This window comes from Novosphingobium sp. GW835-FHT14H07, assembly GCF_058793515.1.
Window position 1 is genome coordinate 1 of record NZ_JBXAFX010000004.1, and the last position, 20,274, is coordinate 20,274.

The 20,274-nt window shown below is 64.4% G+C and carries 16 protein-coding genes; 7 read left to right on the plus strand and 9 right to left on the minus strand.

What is annotated here, in order from left to right; all coding sequences use genetic code 11:
- A partial coding sequence (locus tag AC1Q5P_RS04960) for an ATP-grasp domain-containing protein (protein WP_492518309.1) occupies nucleotides 1-236 on the minus strand: 236 nt, incomplete at its 3' end.
- Between the two features lie 193 nt (nucleotides 237-429).
- Here AC1Q5P_RS04960 and AC1Q5P_RS04965 point away from each other — a divergent pair.
- A complete protein-coding gene (locus tag AC1Q5P_RS04965) occupies nucleotides 430-1,206 on the plus strand; it encodes a 3'(2'),5'-bisphosphate nucleotidase CysQ (protein WP_039337177.1) in 777 nt (258 codons plus the stop codon).
- Here the strand turns inward: AC1Q5P_RS04965 and AC1Q5P_RS04970 are convergent.
- Both AC1Q5P_RS04970 and AC1Q5P_RS04975 read right to left on the minus strand, forming a co-directional pair.
- Entirely contained in the window at nucleotides 1,203-2,198 is a 996-nt protein-coding gene (locus AC1Q5P_RS04970; RefSeq protein WP_492518310.1) for an aldo/keto reductase, read from the minus strand. The two genes, AC1Q5P_RS04965 and AC1Q5P_RS04970, sit on opposite strands and share 4 nt — an antisense overlap.
- A gap of 126 nt (nucleotides 2,199-2,324) precedes the next feature.
- The gene (locus AC1Q5P_RS04975) at nucleotides 2,325-3,017 is read right to left on the minus strand and encodes a YiaD family glycine zipper/OmpA-like lipoprotein (protein WP_193827497.1); all 693 of its coding nucleotides are present in this window, start codon (nucleotides 3,015-3,017) and stop codon (nucleotides 2,325-2,327) included.
- A gap of 178 nt (nucleotides 3,018-3,195) precedes the next feature.
- Here AC1Q5P_RS04975 and AC1Q5P_RS04980 point away from each other — a divergent pair, with 178 nt between their 5' ends.
- Nucleotides 3,196-4,524, plus strand: a complete 1,329-nt coding sequence (locus AC1Q5P_RS04980; protein WP_039337184.1) for a hemolysin family protein — start codon at nucleotides 3,196-3,198, stop codon at nucleotides 4,522-4,524.
- A gap of 161 nt (nucleotides 4,525-4,685) precedes the next feature.
- Here the strand turns inward: AC1Q5P_RS04980 and AC1Q5P_RS04985 are convergent, their stop codons facing one another.
- On the minus strand, nucleotides 4,686-6,119 hold the full coding sequence (locus tag AC1Q5P_RS04985) for a glutamate synthase subunit beta (RefSeq protein ID WP_193827496.1): 1,434 nt from the start codon (nucleotides 6,117-6,119) through the stop codon (nucleotides 4,686-4,688).
- Nucleotides 6,120-6,132: 13 nt separating this feature from the next.
- Entirely contained in the window at nucleotides 6,133-10,713 is a 4,581-nt protein-coding gene (gene gltB / locus AC1Q5P_RS04990; RefSeq protein WP_492518486.1) for a glutamate synthase large subunit, read from the minus strand.
- On the opposite strand from gltB, the gene AC1Q5P_RS04995 reads away from it, so the two are divergent.
- Entirely contained in the window at nucleotides 10,630-11,016 is a 387-nt protein-coding gene (locus AC1Q5P_RS04995; RefSeq protein WP_236727191.1) for a hypothetical protein, read from the plus strand. The genes gltB and AC1Q5P_RS04995 overlap by 84 nt on opposite strands.
- Here AC1Q5P_RS04995 and AC1Q5P_RS05000 read toward each other — a convergent pair.
- Nucleotides 11,013-12,584, minus strand: coding sequence for a hypothetical protein (locus AC1Q5P_RS05000; protein ID WP_492518311.1), 1,572 nt, complete (start codon nucleotides 12,582-12,584; stop codon nucleotides 11,013-11,015). The two genes, AC1Q5P_RS04995 and AC1Q5P_RS05000, sit on opposite strands and share 4 nt — an antisense overlap.
- Before the next feature lie 52 nt (nucleotides 12,585-12,636).
- The gene (locus AC1Q5P_RS05005) at nucleotides 12,637-13,863 is read right to left on the minus strand and encodes a TIGR04063 family PEP-CTERM/XrtA system glycosyltransferase (RefSeq protein ID WP_492518312.1); all 1,227 of its coding nucleotides are present in this window, start codon (nucleotides 13,861-13,863) and stop codon (nucleotides 12,637-12,639) included.
- 66 nt (nucleotides 13,864-13,929) lie between these two features.
- On the opposite strand from AC1Q5P_RS05005, the gene AC1Q5P_RS05010 reads away from it, so the two are divergent.
- The 3 genes from AC1Q5P_RS05010 (at nucleotide 13,930) to AC1Q5P_RS05020 (ending at nucleotide 15,999) form a co-directional block, all read left to right on the plus strand.
- The gene (locus AC1Q5P_RS05010) at nucleotides 13,930-14,091 is read left to right on the plus strand and encodes a hypothetical protein (protein WP_156452022.1); all 162 of its coding nucleotides are present in this window, start codon (nucleotides 13,930-13,932) and stop codon (nucleotides 14,089-14,091) included.
- Nucleotides 14,084-15,454 carry a putative O-glycosylation ligase, exosortase A system-associated gene (locus tag AC1Q5P_RS05015; RefSeq protein ID WP_492518487.1) on the plus strand — a complete coding sequence of 457 codons (1,371 nt, stop codon included), beginning with the start codon at nucleotides 14,084-14,086 and terminating at the stop codon, nucleotides 15,452-15,454. The genes AC1Q5P_RS05010 and AC1Q5P_RS05015 overlap by 8 nt, the downstream gene beginning before the upstream one ends.
- 83 nt (nucleotides 15,455-15,537) lie before the next feature.
- The gene (locus AC1Q5P_RS05020; protein WP_039337195.1) at nucleotides 15,538-15,999 is read left to right on the plus strand and encodes a MaoC family dehydratase; all 462 of its coding nucleotides are present in this window, start codon (nucleotides 15,538-15,540) and stop codon (nucleotides 15,997-15,999) included.
- Here AC1Q5P_RS05020 and AC1Q5P_RS05025 read toward each other — a convergent pair.
- Together AC1Q5P_RS05025 and AC1Q5P_RS05030 are read right to left on the minus strand one after the other, a co-directional pair.
- Complete coding sequence (locus tag AC1Q5P_RS05025) at nucleotides 15,980-16,909, minus strand: glycosyltransferase family 2 protein (RefSeq protein ID WP_492518313.1); 930 nt, start codon at nucleotides 16,907-16,909, stop codon at nucleotides 15,980-15,982. The two genes, AC1Q5P_RS05020 and AC1Q5P_RS05025, sit on opposite strands and share 20 nt — an antisense overlap.
- A gap of 131 nt (nucleotides 16,910-17,040) precedes the next feature.
- Nucleotides 17,041-18,297: a polyhydroxyalkanoate depolymerase gene (locus AC1Q5P_RS05030; RefSeq protein ID WP_082734547.1), complete on the minus strand. Its 1,257-nt coding sequence runs from the start codon at nucleotides 18,295-18,297 to the stop codon at nucleotides 17,041-17,043.
- Between the two features lie 162 nt (nucleotides 18,298-18,459).
- Between AC1Q5P_RS05030 and AC1Q5P_RS05035 the strand changes: the two genes are divergently transcribed.
- Nucleotides 18,460-20,262, plus strand: coding sequence for an ABC transporter transmembrane domain-containing protein (locus tag AC1Q5P_RS05035; protein WP_039337197.1), 1,803 nt, complete (start codon nucleotides 18,460-18,462; stop codon nucleotides 20,260-20,262).
- Nucleotides 20,263-20,274: the final 12 nt, after the last annotated feature.

The window sequence follows — 20,274 nt, forward strand, 5'->3', positions numbered from 1 at the left end:
ACTTCCTCGATGCTCTTGGCCAGGCGCACGCCGCCCTTGGCATCGGCAGGCAGTTCCTTGAACTTGCCCTTGCCGCGACCGCCGGCATGGATCTGCGCCTTGACCACATAGAGCGGACCCGGAAGCTGCTTGGCCGCAGCAACCGCTTCCTCAACCGTCAGCGCCGCAATCCCAGCCGGAATGCCGACACCAAACTTCGCAAGCAGTTCCTTCGCCTGGTACTCATGGACGTTCATGCGTTATCCCCGTTTCGAACAGGCGCGCCGCACTGGCGCAAAGGTATACGCCGCCATTGGCGCTTGACTCGGAATGCCTTAAGCACAGAGCGGGGAGCTTGAAAAGGAGCGTAAATGCGAGACTCGAAGCTATTTTTGATAACGTCTCGCAATTGCACATTGTTAGGTTCCCCGCTGTGCACGGAGGCGCAGAATGATCGACTATGACCGCCTCCACCAGATCGTTCGCGCCGCCGGTGAAATGGCGCTGGGCCTGTGGCCGGGCCATGGCCACGCCCCCCAGGTGTGGGAAAAGACGCCGGGCAGCCCGGTTTGCGATGCAGACCTTGCGGTCGATGCCTTCCTGAAGCGTGAACTGGGCGCGCTGCTGCCTTCGGCCGGCTGGCTCTCCGAGGAAACGGTGGATCATCCCGAACGATTGGAGCGCGGTCTGTGCTGGCTCGTCGATCCCGTGGACGGCACGCGCGACTTTGTGCGCGGGCGACCGGGCTGGTCGGTTTCGGTAGCGCTGGTGAGCGAGGGGCGGCCGCTGATCGGGGCGCTGAGCGCGCCTGCCCGGGGCGAATACTGGTCAGCAGTCGCGGGCCAAGGTGCAGAGCGGAATGGCAGCAAGCTTCAAGCCAGCACGCGCACCGTGCTGGCGGGATCGCGCGTGCCCGCCGACAGCCTGCCCAAGGCCGACGCCGATCTCGTGACCGTCGACAAGCCCAACTCTATCGCACTGCGCATCGCCATGGTCGGTGCCAACGAGGCGGATCTTCTGGCGACGCTGCGCTGGGGCTTCGAATGGGACATCGCCGCCGCCACGCTGATCGCCCGCGAGGCGGGAGCGGTGGTATCCGATGCGTTCGGAAAGCCGCTCGACTACAACAAGCGCGATCCGCGCGCGTTCGGGCTGCTGGTAACCGCCCCGGCGATCCATGCCGCTGCGGTTGAGCGGCTGGCGGAGCGTGCGGCGAAGTTGGCTTAATCGAAATCTTCTGTATCGATTGTCGGCAAAATCGCGCCGGCATAGCGATGGCCGGAGACCGTCTGCTGGTTGATCAGCGCGTCGACCTCGGCAGCGACGACAGCGGGGATTTCCCAGTCCCACCGCGCAATGTTCTCTTCGAGATGTGCAATCTTGCCGGTGCCTGGAATGGCAACGACATGTTCGCCACGTGAGAGGACCCAGGCGAGCGACAACTGCGCAGGAGTGACCCCTTCCCTCGCCGCAATTGTGTTGAACGAATCCACCAGCGCAAGATTCTTGTCCCAGTTCTCGCCAATGAAACGCGGCATGGCCTTGCGAATATCGCCATCGGGCAGCGCTTGCGGATCGCGCAGGCCATTGGCGAGCACGCCGCGTGCCACGGGCGAGAAGGCGACGAAAGCGGTACCGAGATCCTTGCACGCCTTGAGCACGGCGATTTCCGCCTGGCGCGTCCATGGCGAATATTCGGTCTGCATCGCGGCGATGGGGTGGACCGAAGCAGCACGGCGGAGGGTCTCGGCCGACATCTCGGACAAACCGATGCCACCGATCTTTCCCTCCTTGACAAGGTCGGCCATCGCCCCGACCGATTCCTCGATCGGCACGTTCCTGTCGCGCCGGTGCATGTAGTAGAGATCGATGTGATCGGTCTGCAGCAGCCTGAGCGAGATCTCGAGTTCGCTGCGGATCGTATCGGGATGGCAATCAACGCCGCGCTTCTCGCCGGTGGCAAAAATGCCCATCTTCGAGGCGAGGAACACCTTGTCGCGACGGCCCTTCAGCGCGTTACCGACCTGCGTTTCATTGTGTCCCAAGCCATAGAGGCGGGCAGTGTCGAAATGGTCGTAGCCTATGTCGACCGCGTGCTGGAGCAGGCGGATGCCCTCTTCTTCGCTTGGGCGGCCAGCGTAGGCCCAGCTTAGCGACATGCAGCCGAGACCGATCGGGTTGGTCTCGCGTCCGTTGATCTTGCGGCGCTGAATGGGCATCGAACTGGTCTCCTTTGTCAGAGCCGATGCCAGTCTCGGCCCGCGCCGGTCAACGCCCAATCGTATGTTCCGCATGGCAAACGGCGCCGCCCGGGTGGGCGACGCCGCTGACATGTGCTTCAGTGCTTACTGGCCCGAGCGTGCCGCGTTCACATCGTCCTGACTGATGGGGACGATCTTGATCTCGACGCGGCGGTTGGCCTGACGGCCCTGCTCGGAATCATTCGAGGCGATCGGCTGCGATTCGCCGAAGCCCTGGCTGCGAATGCGGGCGTAACCCACGCCCCGCGAGATCAGGTAATCGGCAACGGCGCGGGCACGGCGTTCCGAAAGGGCCTGATTGTAGGCGTCCGAACCAGTCGAATCGGTGTGACCATACACGTCGATCAACGAGTTCGGATACTGGACCAGCGACTGGGCGACGCGATCGAGCGTTGTGGCAAAGCCGGGCTTCACGGTCGAGCTGTCGACGTCGAATGTCACGCCATTGGGCAGATTGACGAGAATGGCGTTGCCGCCATCGGTCTCGGTCACGTCAACGCCGGTGCCTGCGGTCTGTTCGCGCAGCTCCTTGATCTGCTTGTCCTTCTGGTAACCGATAACGCCACCGGCCACGCCACCGATGCCGGCGCCGACGATGCGTCCGGTCTTGCCGCCGATCAGCCCACCGAGCAGGGCGCCACCAAGCGCGCCGCCGATGCCGCCGATGGCCGTACGCGAAACCTTCTTTTCGCCGGTGTTGGGATCGGTGACGCAGGCCGACAGACTGACCAGCGAAACCGCGCACAGGCTCGACATAAGAACACGACGGATTTTCATTTCCTGTCCCCTTTTACCAGCATCCGGACACGAGCTTAGCGCCGCAATGCCGCTTTGACAGGGAGAAATACGCCCACTTCGACTGAACGGTTCCCGAACGGGAACTTGAGTTTCGCAATCATCAGGAACAATCCTCGCGCTATTCGCCTTTCCCCCTAAATCTGTTAGGGGCCTTTGCGTGACACCTTTTCCCTGGTCTGACGTCCTCGTGATCCTGGGCCTCGTTGTGCTCAATGGCCTGTTTTCCATGTCGGAACTGGCGATTGTCTCTGCACGACCTGCCCGCCTGAAAGTCGCCGCCGAAGAGGGCAGCAAGGGCGCGAAAGTTGCTTTGGCGCTGGCGGCTGACCCCGGCAAATTTTTATCGACAGTGCAGATCGGCATCACGCTGGTGGGCATCATCGCAGGTGCTTATTCGGGGTCGAGCCTTGGCGGACCGACAGCCGAGCGGCTTCAGGCCTGGGGATTCCCGGCGCAGTATGCCGACGACGCTGGCTTCGTCATCGTCATCGCCATCACCACGTACCTCAGCCTCGTTGTCGGCGAACTGGTGCCAAAGCAACTGGCGTTGCGCGCGGCGGAACCGATTGCCAAACTGGCGGCGCCGTCCATGGCGCTGATGTCGAAGATCACCGCGCCGTTCGTCTGGCTGCTGGACAATTCCTCCAGCGCGATCATCCGCCTGCTTGGCCTGAAGCAGGGCAGCGAGCAGGAAGTGACCGCCGAGGAACTCCACATGATCTTCGCCGAGGCCACGCGCTCGGGCGTGATCGAGGAGGACGAGCGGGCCATCATGACCGGGATCATGCGCCTTGCCGAACGGCCGGTGCGAGAAGTGATGACGCCGCGTACCGAGCTTCACTGGATCGAACGCAAGGCGAGCGAAGCCGAACTGCGCGAAGCGATCGACGATAGTCCCCACTCGCTGCTGCTGGTTGCGGACGGATCTGTCGATCGCATCGTCGGGGTGGTGAAGGTGCGCGACGTGTTCTCGACGCTGCTGCGCGGGCGCAAGGTGCAACTCGGGCGGCTGATGAAGAAGCCGGCGATCGTGCCTGACCAGCTCGACACGATGGATGCACTCGGCATGATCCAGCAAGCTGAAGTGGCGATCGCACTGGTCCATGACGAGTATGGCCACCTCGAAGGCATCGTCACGCCGGCAGACCTGCTGGCAGCGATTGCCGGGAACTTCGTCGGCCACGCCGATGCCGGCGACGAGCCCATGGTGGTCGAGCGCGAGGACGGATCGCTGCTGATCTCGGGCGCCCTGCCCGCCGATGCCCTGGCCGACCGGCTCGGGCTTGACCTGCCTGATGACCGCGAGTTTGCAACCACAGCCGGCTACTGCCTGTCAGTGCTCAAGAAGCTGCCCAACGAGGGCGAGCACTTCCACGACCAGGGATGGCGGTTCGAGGTGGTCGACATGGATGGCCGCAAGATCGACAAGCTGCTGGTGTGCCGGACCAAGGCCATGCCTGCGGTAGCGCCCGATGGCGACGGTTGAAGCTTACGTCGGATGCTTCGACAAGCTCAGCATGAGCGGGCTTATTTGAGACCATCGCGCCACACCTTCGACGTCCGCTCGTCCTGAGCCTGTCGAAGGATGCCAACGAAAAAAGGGGCGCCGCTGCGGACGCCCCTTTCTTGATCGGCTAACGCCTAAAATCAGCGTGGCAGTTCGCTAACGCCCATCAGCGCCTGATCGACGGCGCGGGCGCACTGGCGGCCTTCGCGGATCGCCCAGACGACGAGGCTCTGACCGCGGCGCATGTCACCGCAGGCAAAGACGTTGTCGACGCTGGTCTTGTAGTCGACCACGTTGCCCTTGACGTTGCCACGCGGGTCGAGTTCGACGCCGGCCTGTTCGAGCAGGCCCTGCTTGCGCGGGCCGACGAAGCCCATGGCGAGCAGGATCAGGTCGGCCTTGAGCACGAACTCGCTGCCCGGCACTTCCTGCATCTGGCCATTGACCCATTCGACGCGGACGCATTCGAGTCCCGAGACGTCGTTCTCACCGACGACGCGCTTGGTCAGCACGGCGAACTCGCGCTCGCAGCCTTCCTCGTGGCTCGACGAAGTGCGCAGCTTGAGCGGCCAGTTCGGCCAGCTGAGCGCCTTGTCTTCCTTCTCGGGCGGCTTGGGCATGATTTCGAGCTGGGTGACCGAAGCGGCACCCTGGCGGTTCGAGGTTCCGACGCAGTCCGAACCGGTGTCACCGCCGCCGATCACGACGACGTGCTTGCCGGTGGCGGTGAGTGAGCCGCGCGGGGCAGCGCGCAGTTCGTCATCCCCGGCATTGCGCTTGTTCTGCTGGGTCAGGAATTCCATCGCCATGCGCACGCTGGGAAGTTCGGCGCCGGGGATGTTGAGGCCGCGGGGGTCTTCCGCGCCGCCTGCGAGCACCACGGCATCGAAGTTTTCCTGCAGGCTTGCGAAGGATACGGTCACGCCCACTTCCACGCTGGTGCGGAACTGGACGCCTTCGGCCTCCATCTGCATCGCGCGGCGGTTGATGTGGGTCTTTTCCATCTTGAAGTCAGGGATGCCGTAGCGCAGCAACCCGCCAACACGGTCGTTCTTTTCGAACACCGTCACCGAGTGGCCGGCGCGGGCCAGCTGCTGGGCCGCGGCCATGCCTGCCGGGCCGGAACCGACGACAGCGACAGACTTGCCGGTCTTCTTGGCAGGCACCTGCGGCTCGATCCAGCCTTCCTTCCATCCGCGATCGACGATGGCGCATTCGATCGACTTGATGGTCACCGGCTGGTCCACGATGTTCAGCGTGCACGCCGCCTCGCACGGGGCGGGGCAGATGCGGCCGGTGAACTCGGGGAAGTTGTTGGTCGAGTGGAGATTGGTCAGCGCTTCGCGCCAGTCGTTCTCGTAGACCAGGTGGTTCCAGTCGGGGATCTGGTTGTTCACCGGACAGCCGTTGTGGCAGTACGGTATGCCGCAGTTCATGCAGCGCGATGCCTGGCCCTTGAGGCCGGCATCATCGTGCGGGATCACGAACTCGCGATAGTGCTTCAGGCGTTCGGCAGGCGCATCGTACTTGCGGTCCTGACGATCGATCTCGAGAAAGCCGGTTGCCTTACCCATTGTAATCTAACCCTTACTCAGCCGCGACCGAGGCGGCTTCGAGGCGCTCGGCCTCCATCTGACGGAGCGCCCGCGCATAGTCGCGCGGCATGACCTTGACGAACTTCGCGAGCGATTCACCCCAGTTGTCGAGGATCTCGCGAGCGCGCTTGCTGCCGGTGTAGAGATGGTGGCGTTCCACCAGCACCCGCAGGCGTTCGGCATCGTGACGCAGCATGTCGCCCATGCCGTAGTCGTAGACATCGATCCCGCGCTGCTGCGGACGGCCTGCACCATCGTCTTCGTCGCGCTCTGCCGAGATCGGCAGGACATCGACCATCGCGCCGTTGACGAGCTGTGCGAAGTTGCCGTCGACGTCGTAGACGTAAGCGACGCCGCCCGACATGCCTGCCGCAAAGTTGCGTCCGGTCTTGCCGAGGACGACGACGACGCCGCCGGTCATGTATTCGCAGCCGTGATCGCCAGTGCCTTCGACTACCGCGAGGGCGCCCGAGTTGCGCACCGCGAAGCGCTCACCGCCGACGCCGTTGAAGTAGGCCTCACCGGCGATCGCACCATAGAGCACGGTGTTGCCGACGATGATGTTCTCGGTCGGGTCACGATCGACATGGCTCGGCTGGCGGACGATCACGCGGCCGCCCGACAGGCCCTTGCCGACATAGTCGTTGGCATCGCCGACGAGATCGAGCGTCACGCCATGCGCGAGGAACGCGCCGAACGACTGCCCTGCCACACCCTTGAACGAGATGTGGATGGTGTTGTCCGGCAGGCCCTTGTGCCCGTACTTCTTGGCCACTTCGCCCGAGAGCATCGCGCCGACCGTGCGGTTGACGTTGATGACCTTGCGTTCGAGGCGGACCGGTTCACCCTTGTCCAAGGCCGGAGCGCTGGCAGCGATCAGGTCCTTGTCGAGCGCGGCTTCGAGACCGTGATCCTGCGTCTCGCTCCAGTTCAGAGTCGTGCCTTCGACCGGCTCCACCTTGTGCAGCAGCTTCGACAGATCGACGCCCTGTGCCTTCCAGTGCGACACGGCCTTCTTCACGTCGAGGCGGTCCACGCGGCCGACCATCTCGGCAACCGTGCGGAAGCCCATTTCGGCCATGATCGCGCGCAGCTCTTCGGCGACGAAGAAGAAGTAGTTGATCACGTGTTCAGGCTGGCCGGTGAACCGCGCACGCAGGACCGGGTCCTGGGTGGCGACGCCGACCGGGCAAGTGTTGAGATGGCACTTGCGCATCATGATGCAGCCCGCCGCGATCAGCGGCGCGGTGGCAAAGCCGAACTCGTCAGCGCCGAGCAGCGCGGCAACCGCGACGTCACGGCCCGTGCGCAGGCCACCATCAGCCTGCACGCAGATGCGGCTGCGCAGATTGTTGAGCAGCAGGGTCTGCTGGGTTTCGGCAAGGCCGATTTCCCATGGGCTGCCGGCGTGCGTCAGGGAGGTCAGCGGCGAAGCACCGGTGCCGCCTTCGTAGCCCGAGATCGTCACGTGGTCGGCGCGTGCCTTGGACACGCCCGCTGCCACGGTGCCGACGCCCACTTCGGACACCAGCTTGACCGAGATGCGCGCGCCGGTGTTCACGTTCTTGAGATCGTGAATGAGCTGCGCGAGATCTTCGATCGAGTAGATGTCGTGGTGCGGCGGCGGCGAGATCAGGCCGACGCCCGGGGTCGAGTGACGGGTCTTTCCGATGGTCTTGTCGACCTTGTCACCCGGCAGCTGGCCGCCTTCACCGGGCTTTGCGCCCTGCGCCATCTTGATCTGCACGTCGTCGGCATTGACGAGGTATTCCGCGGTGACACCGAAGCGGCCCGATGCGACCTGCTTGATCGCCGAGCGCATCGAATCGCCATTGGCGAGCGGCTTGAAGCGCGCGGGGTCCTCACCACCTTCGCCGGTGTTCGACTTGCCGCCGATGCGGTTCATCGCCACGGCGAGCGTGGTGTGCGCCTCCCACGAGATCGAGCCGTAGCTCATCGCGCCGGTGGCGAAGCGCTTGACGATTTCGGCAGCTGGTTCAACTTCTTCAAGCGGGACCGGCTGATCAGCCTTCTTCAACTCCATCAACCCGCGGATGGTGAGCATCCGTTCAGACTGGTCGTTGATCGACTCTGCGAACTCACGATACTTTTCAGGCGTGTTGCCACGAACCGCGTGCTGCAGGTTGGCGATGTTCGATGCCGTCCAGGCATGCTCTTCGCCGCGCAGGCGCAGCTGGTACATGCCACCCACATCGAGCATCTTCTTGTAGATCGGATTGTCGCCATAGGCCGTGGCGTGACGGCGCACGGTCTCTTCCGCGATTTCCTTGAGGCCAACGCCTTCGATCGTCGTGGCGGTGCCGGTGAAATAGGCATTCACGAAATCGGTCGACAGGCCGACGGCGTCGAAGATCTGGGCACCGCAGTAGGACTGGTAGGTCGAGATGCCCATCTTGGACATGACCTTGAGGATGCCCTTGCCGATAGCCTTGATATAGTTCTTCTTGACGTCCTTGGCCTCGAGCGGAAGCTCCTTGGCAACGCGGATCTGCTCCAGCGTTTCGAACGCCAGATAGGGGTTGATCGCTTCGGCGCCGTAGCCCGCAAGCACGCAGAAGTGGTGAACTTCGCGCGCTTCGCCCGTTTCGACGACGAGACCGGTCTGCATGCGGAGCCCCTGACGGACGAGGTGCTGGTGCACTGCAGCCGTTGCCAGCGCGGCCGGCATCGGAATGCGCGATTCACACTGGGCGCGGTCAGACAGGATCAGGATGTTCTTGTCGGCGAGAACGGCTTCGGTGGCCGCCCAGCACATTTCCTTGATCGCCATTTCGAGGCCATCGGCCCCGCTGGCGGCATCCCATGTCGTGTCGATGGTACCGGTGCGGAAGGCACCGTCGAGCGCGGCTTCGACCGAGCGGATCTTGGCGACGTCCTCGTTCGTCAGGATCGGCTGGTCGACTTCGAGGCGCTTGTGGGTGCCGGCATCGCGGCCAAGCAGGTTCGGGCGCGGCCCGATCATGCTGACCAGCGACATGACCAGTTCCTCGCGGATCGGGTCGATCGGCGGGTTGGTCACCTGCGCGAAGTTCTGCTTGAAGTAATCAAACAGCAGGCGCGAGCGGTTCGAAAGCACTGCGATCGGCGTGTCGGTGCCCATCGATCCGATCGGATCATCACCAGCAATGCCCATCGGTTCGAGGAACTTGGTGACGTCTTCCTGCGTGTAGCCGAAAGCCTGCTGGCGATCGAGCAGCGAGGTGGTTTCCACCGGCAGCGCCGCCAGCTCGGGCTCGATCACGTCGAGCTCCTTGAGCTTGTACTGCGCCTGGTCGAGCCATTCTTCGTAAGGCTCGGCATTGGCCAGCTCGGCCTTGATTTCCTCGTCCTCGATGATCTTGCCCTGCTCCATGTCGATCAGGAGCATGCGGCCGGGCTGGAGGCGCCACTTGCGGACGATGTCCTCCTCGCGGAAGGGCAGCACACCGCTTTCCGAAGCCATGCAGATCAGGTCATCACGGGTGATCGAGAAGCGTGCGGGGCGCAGGCCGTTGCGATCGAGCGTGGCGCCGATCTGGCGTCCGTCGGTGAACGCGACGGCTGCGGGACCATCCCACGGTTCCATGAGCGCGGCGTGGTATTCGTAGAACGCGCGACGCTTGGAATCCATCAGCGGGTTGCCGGCCCACGCCTCGGGCACGAGCATCATCACGGCGTGGGCAAGGCTGTAGCCACCGGCGAGCAGCAGTTCGAGCGCGTTGTCGAGGCTGGCGGTGTCAGACTGGCCGTGCGGGATCAGCGGCCACATCTTGTCGAGATCCGGGCCGAGCAGCTCGGATTCCATGGTGCGGCGGCGCGCGTTCATCCAGTTCACGTTGCCGCGAACGGTGTTGATCTCACCGTTATGGGCGATGAAGCGGAACGGGTGTGCCAGCTTCCAGCTCGGGAAGGTGTTGGTGCTGAAGCGCTGGTGCACGAGGCCCAAGGCCGAAACGCAGTCCGGATCGCGCAGATCGTCATAGAACGAGCCGACCTGCGTTGCCAGCAGCAGGCCCTTGTAGACAATCGTGCGGGTCGAGAAGCTCGGCATGTAGAGCTGCGTGACGCCGGGAAGATTGTGCTTCTCGGCCATGGCGCTGAGCGGGTTCTGCGTCTGCTTGCGGATGGCGAGCAGCTTGCGCTCGAAAGCGTCCTGATCCGGCGTGTTGGCACCGCGCTTGATGAAGCACTGGCGGATCACCGGCATCGATTCGACGACGGCCTTGCCGAGGCCGTCCTGCGTGGTCGGCACGTCGCGCCAGCCGATCAGTTCCTGGCCTTCCTTGGCGATGAACTTCTCGAAGAATTCGGTCACGAACAGGCGCGCAGCTTCTTCCTGGGGCAGGAAGCACATGGCCACGGCATAATCGCCCGGCTGCGGCAGGTCCTTGCCTTCGGAAGCGGCCCACTTGCGGAACAACTGGTCGGGGATCTGGATCAGGATGCCAGCGCCATCGCCCAGCAGCGGATCGGCGCCGACGGCACCGCGATGGTCAAGATTGTGCAGAATTTCCAGCGCCTGGTCCACAATCGCATGGCTTTTCTGGCCTTTGATGTGGGCAATAAAGCCCACGCCACAGGCGTCATGCTCATTACGCGGATCGTACAGGCCCTGAAGCGGCGGAAATCCCATCTCGATGATCGTCCTACATCCAATAAGGCAATGGCCAAAAAGGCAGCGGCGCGCGAATCACCCTCGCGGAAAAGCGACGAAAATTGCGCGAAGTGCCCCCATGACTGCAGGAAAGTTATTTTGCAACCGCGCAAGGGCATCAAGTGCGCGGTTAATGCCGTAAATACGGTTGCGACATGGCAGAAAGTGCGGCTCCGCCGCGTCTTCCTGCCCGAAAGTGCCGCGAGGGACGTGGAAAACTAGCCCTGCGCGGTCATCCGCTGAAGCGTTGCCAGAGCGGCGCGAAGTGCCCGGTCGGCCTCTTCGGGATCAGCCAGCCCGCCGGGCGCATCTGGTGACGCATCGGGCAGGACTTCTGCCGGAGTCGAGGGCGCTGCCTGTCCAGGTGCTGCCAAGGGCGAACCCTGGACCGGCAGGATCGAGGGCCGTTCGAACCGGCGCAATCCACCCTGCAGCGCGGAAACCTGCCCGGGAAACACCACGGTCGGTTCAACGTCTGCGGGGGCGGGCTCGTCCTCCAGGGCAAGGCCATCGTCGATGCGGGGCGAGTGCTGGCGGAGCGAGGCGGGCCCCATGTCGAGCAGCGAAGGATAGCGCTCTTCCGCGACCTCGGGCTCGGCCGGATCATCGGTGGCGGGTGCGGATGTTTCCGGTGCAGACGCAGCCGGTGCGCGCAGGAAGCGGGCGAGCTGCGCGACTCCCTCCTGCTCGTCATCTTCGTCAAGCGGCGGCGTCAGTTCAACGGCAAGCGGACGCAGCCGGACGACTCGCAGATCGTCGCGGACTTCATCAACCCGTTCGGGCTGAGGGGCTGCCACGGTTTCGACGGGAACAGGGTTTTCCGGCACCACTGGAGCCGCATAGGCGGAGGCCTCAAGCGGCGCGGCATCCCGCACGGGGGGTGCATGGCGGGCAATCGCGACGGCAAGACGTTCGACAAGCTGGACCATGCCCAGACCATCAAGCGGCGCGCGCTCGATCGGGGTCACCTGCGCGGCAGGGGCCTGAAGCAGGGGCTTGGGTGCCAGAACAGAGGCAGCAGGGACCTGCTCTGTCGGCCGAGCGGAATCGTGTTCGACATCGCGAGCCGCAACAGACGGCGCTTCAACTTCCTGCGTGAAGGCGGCCGGAGGCGCAAAGGCTGCGAACTGCTCTTCATCCGAATCGGCAGGGGCGGAAAACGGCCCGGCCCCGAGCGAGCCCTCGGCCGCGCCTGCAGCGGCTTCGAGCAGACCTTCCAGGGCGAGCGGATCTTCATCGCGGGCGACCGGGGGATAGGCTGGGGAAGCATTCTCCCACGGCAGATATCCGGGGAGCGGCGCATCCTCGGCCGGAACCTGCGGCTGACCTTCGTCGGCCAGCGACAATGCGCGCCGACGCAACGGCGCCACCAGATCTTCGGCGGGCGCGTCAAGCGGCTCACCAAGGTCCTCGGCAGGGTTCAAGACACGGCGGGGTTCGTCGGAACGATCAGCAGTCTCGTCACTGCGCTGCCTGCGGGCAGCGGACATGTCACGGCGGCGCACCGGCGCGGCCTCTCTGGGTGCGAGCTTGCGCCCTGCCACAAAGCCGATGATTGCGCCCAGCAGCAGCAGGCCAAGCGCCAGCAGCACGCGCGCGGTAAAGGCGAGTGGTGGAGCGGCCGCAGGGACGATTGCGGGAATCCCCAGCGCGACGACCGGACCTTCGAGCAGGGAGGGTGCCACGGCAAAGCTGCCGAGGCCGAAGAACGCTGCGAACCACAGGGATGTCACGACCGGAAACATCGGATGCGCGGTGATGGGCTTTGGCTTGCGCTTTGTCGCGGTCACGTGGGCGTCGTCCTGTCTGTTTCGGTCATCCTGCCGCCACCGGCGTCGCAGCTCAGGCCGCGACTGATGGCAGTTCGTGATTCGGTAACAGGGCTTGGTAAACAGGTAGATAACGTCTGACGTTGCCAGCCCAGTCGTGGCGTTCACGGACGAACGCCTTGGCAACGTCGCGCCGGGTGTGCCATCCGTCGCGGGATCCGAGCAGATCGGCAAGGGCCGTGGCAAGGCCGGCCGGATCGTCGGGCGGGAACAGGGTGCCGGTCCTGCCGTGCTCGATCAGTTCGCGATGCCCGCCGACGTCCGAGGCGCTGACCAGCTTGCCTTGCGCCATGGCTTCAAGCGGCTTCAAGGGGGTGACGAGATCGGTCAGCCGCATCGCCTTGCGCGGATAGCAGACCACGTCGACCAAGGAGTAATAGCGATCCACCTCGTGATGCGGCACGCGGCCCACAAAGCGGATGGCGTCTGCTACCGCCGAGGCCTGCGCCTGCGCGCGCAAGTCCGCTTCGGCAGGGCCCCCGCCAACCATCAGCAGGCGCGCGTTAGGCACGCGAGCGACGATGGCCGGCATTGCCGCAATCAGGTCGTCGAGGCCTTCGTAAGGGTAGAAGCTGCCAAGGAAGCCGATCACTGGCCCCTCTCCCAGCTCCAGTTCGTTTGCCAGCCCGGCATCGCGCGGCAGCGGTTCGCCGAACAGGTCGAGGTCGACGCCGTTGGGCATGATCGACAGCTTTTCCGGCGCAAAGCCGCGGGCGATCAGATCGGCCCTCAGGCCTTCGCAGATCGTCACGACGCGGTCCGCGCCACTGACGACATCGTTTTCCAGCACCCGCGTCAGCCAGTACTTGGCCGAGCCTTCGCGCCCCGTTCCATTGCCGACGGCGGCGTCCTCCCAGAACGCACGGATCTCATAGACGACCGGGATGCCGAGCTTGCGCCCGGCCCGGAGTGCCGCAAGGCCGCACAGCGCCGGCGAATGGGCGTGAAGCACATCTGGCCGCCATTCGCGCGCGATGGCGACGATGCGCTCGGCCAGCATTGCAACTTCGGACCATTCGCGCACCAGCGGAAGGCCGCCCGCCGTGCCGCCAGCGCGGTAAAAGGTCAGGCCATCGACGACTTCGGGATCGCTCGGCATAGGCGCCGTGTGGCGCTGCCCCGTCACGGCGCGCACCTCCAGCCCCATCGCTGCCTGCGCCTTGAGGATGGCGCGGGTGCGGAAGGTGTAGCCGCTGTGCATCGGCAGCGAATGATCGAGAACGTGGAGCACGCGTGTCATGGTCAACGCTCTGCCATGGAAGGCTTAACGCCGCGTCAACCTCGATCGGCTAGCGCAAGTCCTGCAATGATCGACAAGTTCACGATAATCCTGCCGCACGTGCTGATGGCGATCGCCATCTGGCGCCTGCTGCATCGTGACGATCTCAACGACGACCCTTCCCTGCCGAGCCGCAAGACACCATTCCGCAAAGGCCGCGAGCAGGCGCCGGGCGGTGGCGATGCTTGACCTGTTCCTGCTGTCCTGCGTGCTCGGCTTCATCGGCGCGGGCTTTCGCAAGCCGTTCATCTTCGTGCTGGCCTACAGCTACATCGACATCGTCGCGCCGCAGAAGGTCAGTTGGGGCATCCTCAGCCACATCCCGGTATCTCTGATCGCGTTCCTCTGCGCGTTCGTCTCGTGGTTCGTGGCCGAGGACAAGAACGGCATCCGCATCTCGCTGCGCCAGTTCCTGCTGCTGACCCTGCTGGTCTACTGCGGGCTGACGACGCAGGCCGCCGACTTCCCGGTAGAAGCGGCGGAGAAGTGGGCGTGGGTGTGGAAGGCGCTGCTGTGGGCGCTGTTCCTGCCCCTCACCCTGCGCACCCGCCTGAGAATCGAGGCGATCACGCTGATCCTGGCTCTGTCGATCGGAGTGATCGTGATCGGCGGCGGGATCAAGACTGCGGCAGGCGGCGGGGGCTACGGCGAATTGCGCCTGCTGGTGAACGACAATACCGGGCTCTACGAAGGTTCGATCATCTCGGCCGTCGCCATCGCGGTAATCCCGCTGGCGCTTTGGCTGTCGCGCTATGGCACGATCTTTCCGCCCGACTGGCGGGTGAAGATCTTTGCCTGGGCGCTGTGCTTTGCCTGCGCGCTGATGCCGATCGGCACGGGCGCGCGCACCGGCCTGGTCTGCGTCGTCGTTCTGGCGGCCATGATCCTGCGCACGGCCAAGCGACGCATGCTGATCGTCTCGGTCATGGCGGCCGGTGCCCTGATCGCGGTCCCGCTCCTGCCAAAGGAGTTCACGGACCGGATGAGCACGATCAGGAACCACCAGTCCGACCAATCCGCCTCGACGCGCGTGGCGGTATGGAAGTGGACGATCGAGTTCGCCAAGCGCCATCCCTTCGGCGGCGGGTTCGAGGCCTATCGCCAGAACAAGCTGACGTACGATACCGTCAAGGCCGACTACGCCGGCGACAACAATGCCGCGCTCGAATACCAGCCGATCGTCGAGCAAGGGCGCGCCTACCATTCGAGCTATTTCGAGATGCTGGGCGAGCAGGGCTACCCCGGCCTGGCGCTATGGCTGTCGCTGCACCTTCTGGGCGTATGGCAGATGGAATTGCTGCGACGACGCTATCGCAAGGAGACCTCCGAAGAGTTCCGCTGGGTCGCGCCGCTTGCCGAAGCGTTGCAGCAGGCGCAGGTCATCTACCTGGTCGGCTCGACTTTCGTCGGCATCGCGTTCCAGCCGTTCTGCTACATGCTGGTCGGGCTGCAATGCGGTCTGTGGGCCTATATCAAACGGGTGCGGACGGCACAGCCGCAGCCTTTCCGCAAGGCAGCGCAGCAGCCTGCGCCGCGCCCCGCCACGGCTTAACCACACACTTAAACCCGCTTGCTCCGCGTCCGGCTTGTCGCCATTGTGCCTGCCGAGAGACATCAGCAGGAGAGCGCATCGCCATGACGACATTCCTTCCGCCCGAGGAAATCAAGGCTCGGATCGGCCAGGTGGTCGGCACGTCGAACTGGATCGAGATCACGCAGGAGCGAGTGAACAAGTTTGCCGAGGCGACCGGCGATTTCCAGTTCATCCACGTTGACCCGGAAAAGGCGAAGCTGACCCCGTTCGGTGGCCCCATTGCGCACGGCTTCCTGACGCTGTCGCTGATTCCGCTGCTGACGATGGAAAGCGATTGCCCGCGGCCCGAACATATCAAGATGGGCGTCAACTACGGCGGCAACCGCACGCGCTTCCTTGCGCCGGTGCGCGTCGGCAAGCGTGTGCGCGGCGTCTTCAAGCTGCTCGAGATGGACGAGAAGCGTCCCGGTCAGTGGCAGCAGACCATGGAGATCACCATCGAGATCGAGGGCGAGGCCAAGCCCGCGCTGCAGTGCGAGTGGATCACGCAGTTCTTTGTCTGAGGCCGGCCAGGCTGGCGGAGATTGCGCGCACCAGATGAAATAGCAGGTGCCGCGCAATTGCCGGGGCCTTGGCCAGACCAAGCCCGGGGCGCGCCTTGCAAGCCTGCCACAGCATCCCCAGCCGAGCATCCAGGCGGCTTGCCAGGCCGTGCTCAAGAAGCACCCGCGCCCGCAGTCCGGCATCGTCCACTGCGGCAAGTTCGCGCCGTATGATCTGGCCGACGAGGCGGTGGATCCTGAGCGCGCGCGTGTCAGTCAGGCTCCCCTCATGACGTCGATAGAGATAGAGGTCCTCATCCAGGGTGACAAAACGGAACCTGCGCGCTGCCCGCAGCCAGAAGTCGTAGTCCTCGACGCCGAACAGCGCAGTGTCATACCCCCCAAGCACTTCGGTCACTTTGGCCCGATAGAGAAACGCCGCGCCGATGCGGTTGCCGAACAGTATCTCGGAAGCTGGCCCGACCTTCTGGAAGCCAATGATGCGGCCCTGCCCGTCGATCACGCTGTAGTTGGCGTGGGCAATGGCCGCATCGGGGTTGGCATCAAGCGTCTGGACCAGGCGTTCCAGCATGTGGGGACGCGCGATGTTGTCGTCCGATGTCCAGGTATGCAATGGCCCGCGTGCAGCAGCGAAACCCGTGTTGAGAGCGCCCGGCAGGCCCTTGTTGGGCCGATTGGTGATGATGCGGATGCGCTCGTCGGCTGCGGCATGGCGCGCGAGGATAGCGGGCGTGCTGTCGGTGGAACCGTCGTCGACGCAGATCAGCTCGAAATCCGCAAAGGTCTGGTCGAGGACCGATTGTATCGCTTCATCGAGGAAGGCAGCGCCATTGTGCACCGGCAGCACGATGCTGACGCGGGGCGATGCTCCGCGTCCCGGTCCGCCGATAGAATGCGCTCCCTTGTCCACAAGGCCACCTCTGCCATTTCAAGGCATCCGCGATCTTGCCGGAAAGTTGCGCAATATTGCAGAGAAGTGGAAAGCCGACCTGTGCCGGATTGGCACGGTCGGCTTCGGGATTTGACGCTTCTTGCCGTTATTCAGGCGACGACGCTGAGCTTGCGGCCTTTCGCCTTCTTCTCGAACTGGGCGATCCACTGTTCGACCACCGGGGCGATCGACGAGCGCCAGCGCGAGCCGTTGAAGATGCCGTAATGGCCGACTTCGGGGGCGAGCAGATATTGCTTCATGTCCTCGGGCAGGTTCGGCGTGACCTTGAGAGCAGCCTTGGTCTGGCCGATGCCCGAAATGTCGTCGCGCTCGCCCTCGATGCACAGGATTGCGGTGTCGGTGATCGCGCCAAGGTCCACGGCCTGGCCACGGTGAATGAACTCGCCCTTGGGCAGCGCGTGGCGCTGGAACACGACATCCACCGTCTGCAGGTAGAACTCGGCGGGAAGATCGCAGACCGCGCGATATTCGTCGTAGAAGGCCTTGGTCGCTTCGGCGCTCTCGTCGGCCCCGGCGTTCATGTGCTGGAACAGCTTGTAGTGGCTCATCATGTGACTGCCGAGGTTCATCGACATGAAGCTGGCGAGCTGCACGAAGCCCGGATAGACGCGGCGTCCCTCGCCCGGATAGTTGGTTGGCACGGTGGTGATCACGTTGTGCTTGAACCAGACATAGGGCTTGGTGATCGCATGGTCGTTGACCGCAGTCGGGCTTTCGCGCGTGTCGATCGGCCCGCCCATCATCGTCAGGGTTACCGGGCGGCAGGGGTGCTTGCTGGCGCCCATGATCGCGGTGGCGGCGAAGGCCGGGACCGATGGCTGGCATACCGCCATCATGTGCGCGCCTTCACCGATATGCTCGAGGAAGCCGGTCAGGTAATCGATGTAATCGTCGAGGTCGAACGTGCCTTCGGCCAGCGGCACATACTTCGCATCGGCCCAGTCGGTGATGTAGACCACGCAGCGTTCGAGCATGCGTTCGACCGTGCCGCGCAGCAGCGTGGCGTAGTGCCCGCTCATCGGTGCGACGATCAGCAGGCGCGGCGCATTCTTGGGCAGGCCATCGTGGGTGAACATCTTGAGGTCACCGAACGGGCGCGTAACGACCGTTGTTTCCTTGACCGCATGGGCCGTGCCGTCGACATGGACGACCTTGATGCCGAACGCGGGCTTGCCGCGCGGCGCTGCTGCATGCGCGAACACATCGAGCGCGTTGGCGAGGGTCTGCGAGGGGCCGACGCCCGCCCACGGGTTGCGTGGATCGGTCAGCGCATCGGCCATCATCGAGGCCCAGGCGCTGCCCGCGTTCATCAGCGAGCGCTGGATTTCATAAGCCTTGTAGAGCACTGCGAACACCTTCTGATTATGGCCTGCCCAAAGAGCGGGAGTCGTTTGTATACAGATTGCCGCGATTCGATTGTTTGTGCAACGCAACAAATATCCGGTCATGTTGCGGGTTCCCTAACCGCCCCCTTTCGGTAATCCCCGCCATCGGCTAGGCACGCGGCCATGGACGAGGAAACCAAGAGCCCGCCGACCGCTGCCGAGCCCGCCCCCAAGGCCAAGACCCTCGGGCCGCTGCGCATGATCTGGCGCGAGGCGCTGAAGTATCCCCGCCAACTGGCATTTGCAGCACTGGCGCTGCTGACGACCTCGGCAGCCACACTCGCCATTCCATCGGGCTTCCGCCTGATCATCGACAAAGGCTTTGCCGCTGGCGCCAATGTCGATGACCTGGGACGCTGGTTCCAGTATCTGCTGCTGATCGTGCTGGTTCTGGCGATCGGCACGGCTTGCCGCTTCTACTTTGTTTCCTGGCTGGGTGAGCGCGTGGTCGCCGACATCCGCCTGCGCGTGCAGCAGAATCTCTTGCGCCTGCCGCCGTCCTTCTTCGAGACCAACAGCCCGAAGGAAATCTCCTCGCGGATGACTTCGGACACCGCCATCATCGAACAAGTGGTAGGCACGACGGTTTCGGTCGCGTTGCGCAACACGATCACGGCCATCGGCGGCCTCGGTTACCTGTTCTACCTGGCGCCGAAACTGACGGCGATCCTCATGGTCGGCATCCCGCTGGTCGTCGGCCCGATCGTGTTCTTCGGGCGGCGCGTCCGCAATGTCTCCCGGTCGAGCCAGGATCGCGTGGCGGGCATCGGCGTGATCGTGGCCGAAGTCCTCGGCGCAATGAAGATCGTGCAGGCCTTTGGACAGGAGAAGCGCGAGCTCGAGCGCTTCGGCGAGCGCGTCGAGGCGACCTTCCAGACCGCGCTTCGCCGCATAAGCCTGCGCGCGGTGATGACCGCGATCGTCATCCTGCTGGTGTTCGGCGGGATCACCATGCTGGTGTGGGAAGGCGCCGTCGGCGTCGCGCAGGGGACAATCAGCGGCGGCACGATCTTTGCCATCGTCATTACGGCAGGCCTTGTTGCCGGTGCCGCAGGGGCCTTGTCGGAAGTCTATGGCGATCTGCTGCGCGGGGCTGGCGCTGCCGGACGGCTCAATGAACTGCTGCGCGAGGAACCGGAGATCTCGGCCCCCGCCCGCCCAACGGCCCTGCCCGTACCGCCGCGCGGACAGATCGCGTTCCAGAACGTGACCTTCCGCTATCCGTCGCGGCCCGAAGTCCTCGCCCTCGACGACTTCTCGTTGACGGTCGAGCCGGGTGAAACCGTCGCCATCGTCGGCCCGTCAGGCGCTGGCAAGTCGACCCTGTTCCTCCTCGCCCAGCGCTTCTACGATCCGCACGGCGGCATGATCCGCATCGATGGCGTACCGCTGACCAGCGCCGACCCTGCCGAAATCCGCGCGCGCACCGCGCTCGTCCCGCAGGACGCTACGCTGTTCGCGGCTTCGGCGCGCGACAACCTGCGCTATGGCAACTGGCAGGCCAGCGACGAGGCCATCTGGGAAGCGGCCCGCGCGGCGAATGCCGAACAGTTCCTGCGCGATTTGCCGCAGGGCCTCGACACGTTCCTGGGCGAGGACGGCGCCCGCCTCTCTGGTGGCCAGCGCCAGCGCATCGCCATCGCCCGCGCCGTGCTGCGCAATTCGCCGATCCTGCTTCTTGATGAAGCGACCTCCGCGCTCGACGCCGAAAGCGAGCGGCTGGTCCAGGAAGCGCTCGACCGGCTGATGCAGGACCGCACGACGCTGGTCATCGCCCACCGTCTCGCCACGATCCGCGCGGCGGACCGCATCGTGGTCATGGATGCCGGCAAGATCGTGGAACAGGGCACCCATGCCAGCCTGACGGCGGCGGACGGGCTCTATGCGCGGCTCGCCCGCCTGCAGTTCGAAGGGCTTGCCGCCTAACACCTTGACTTG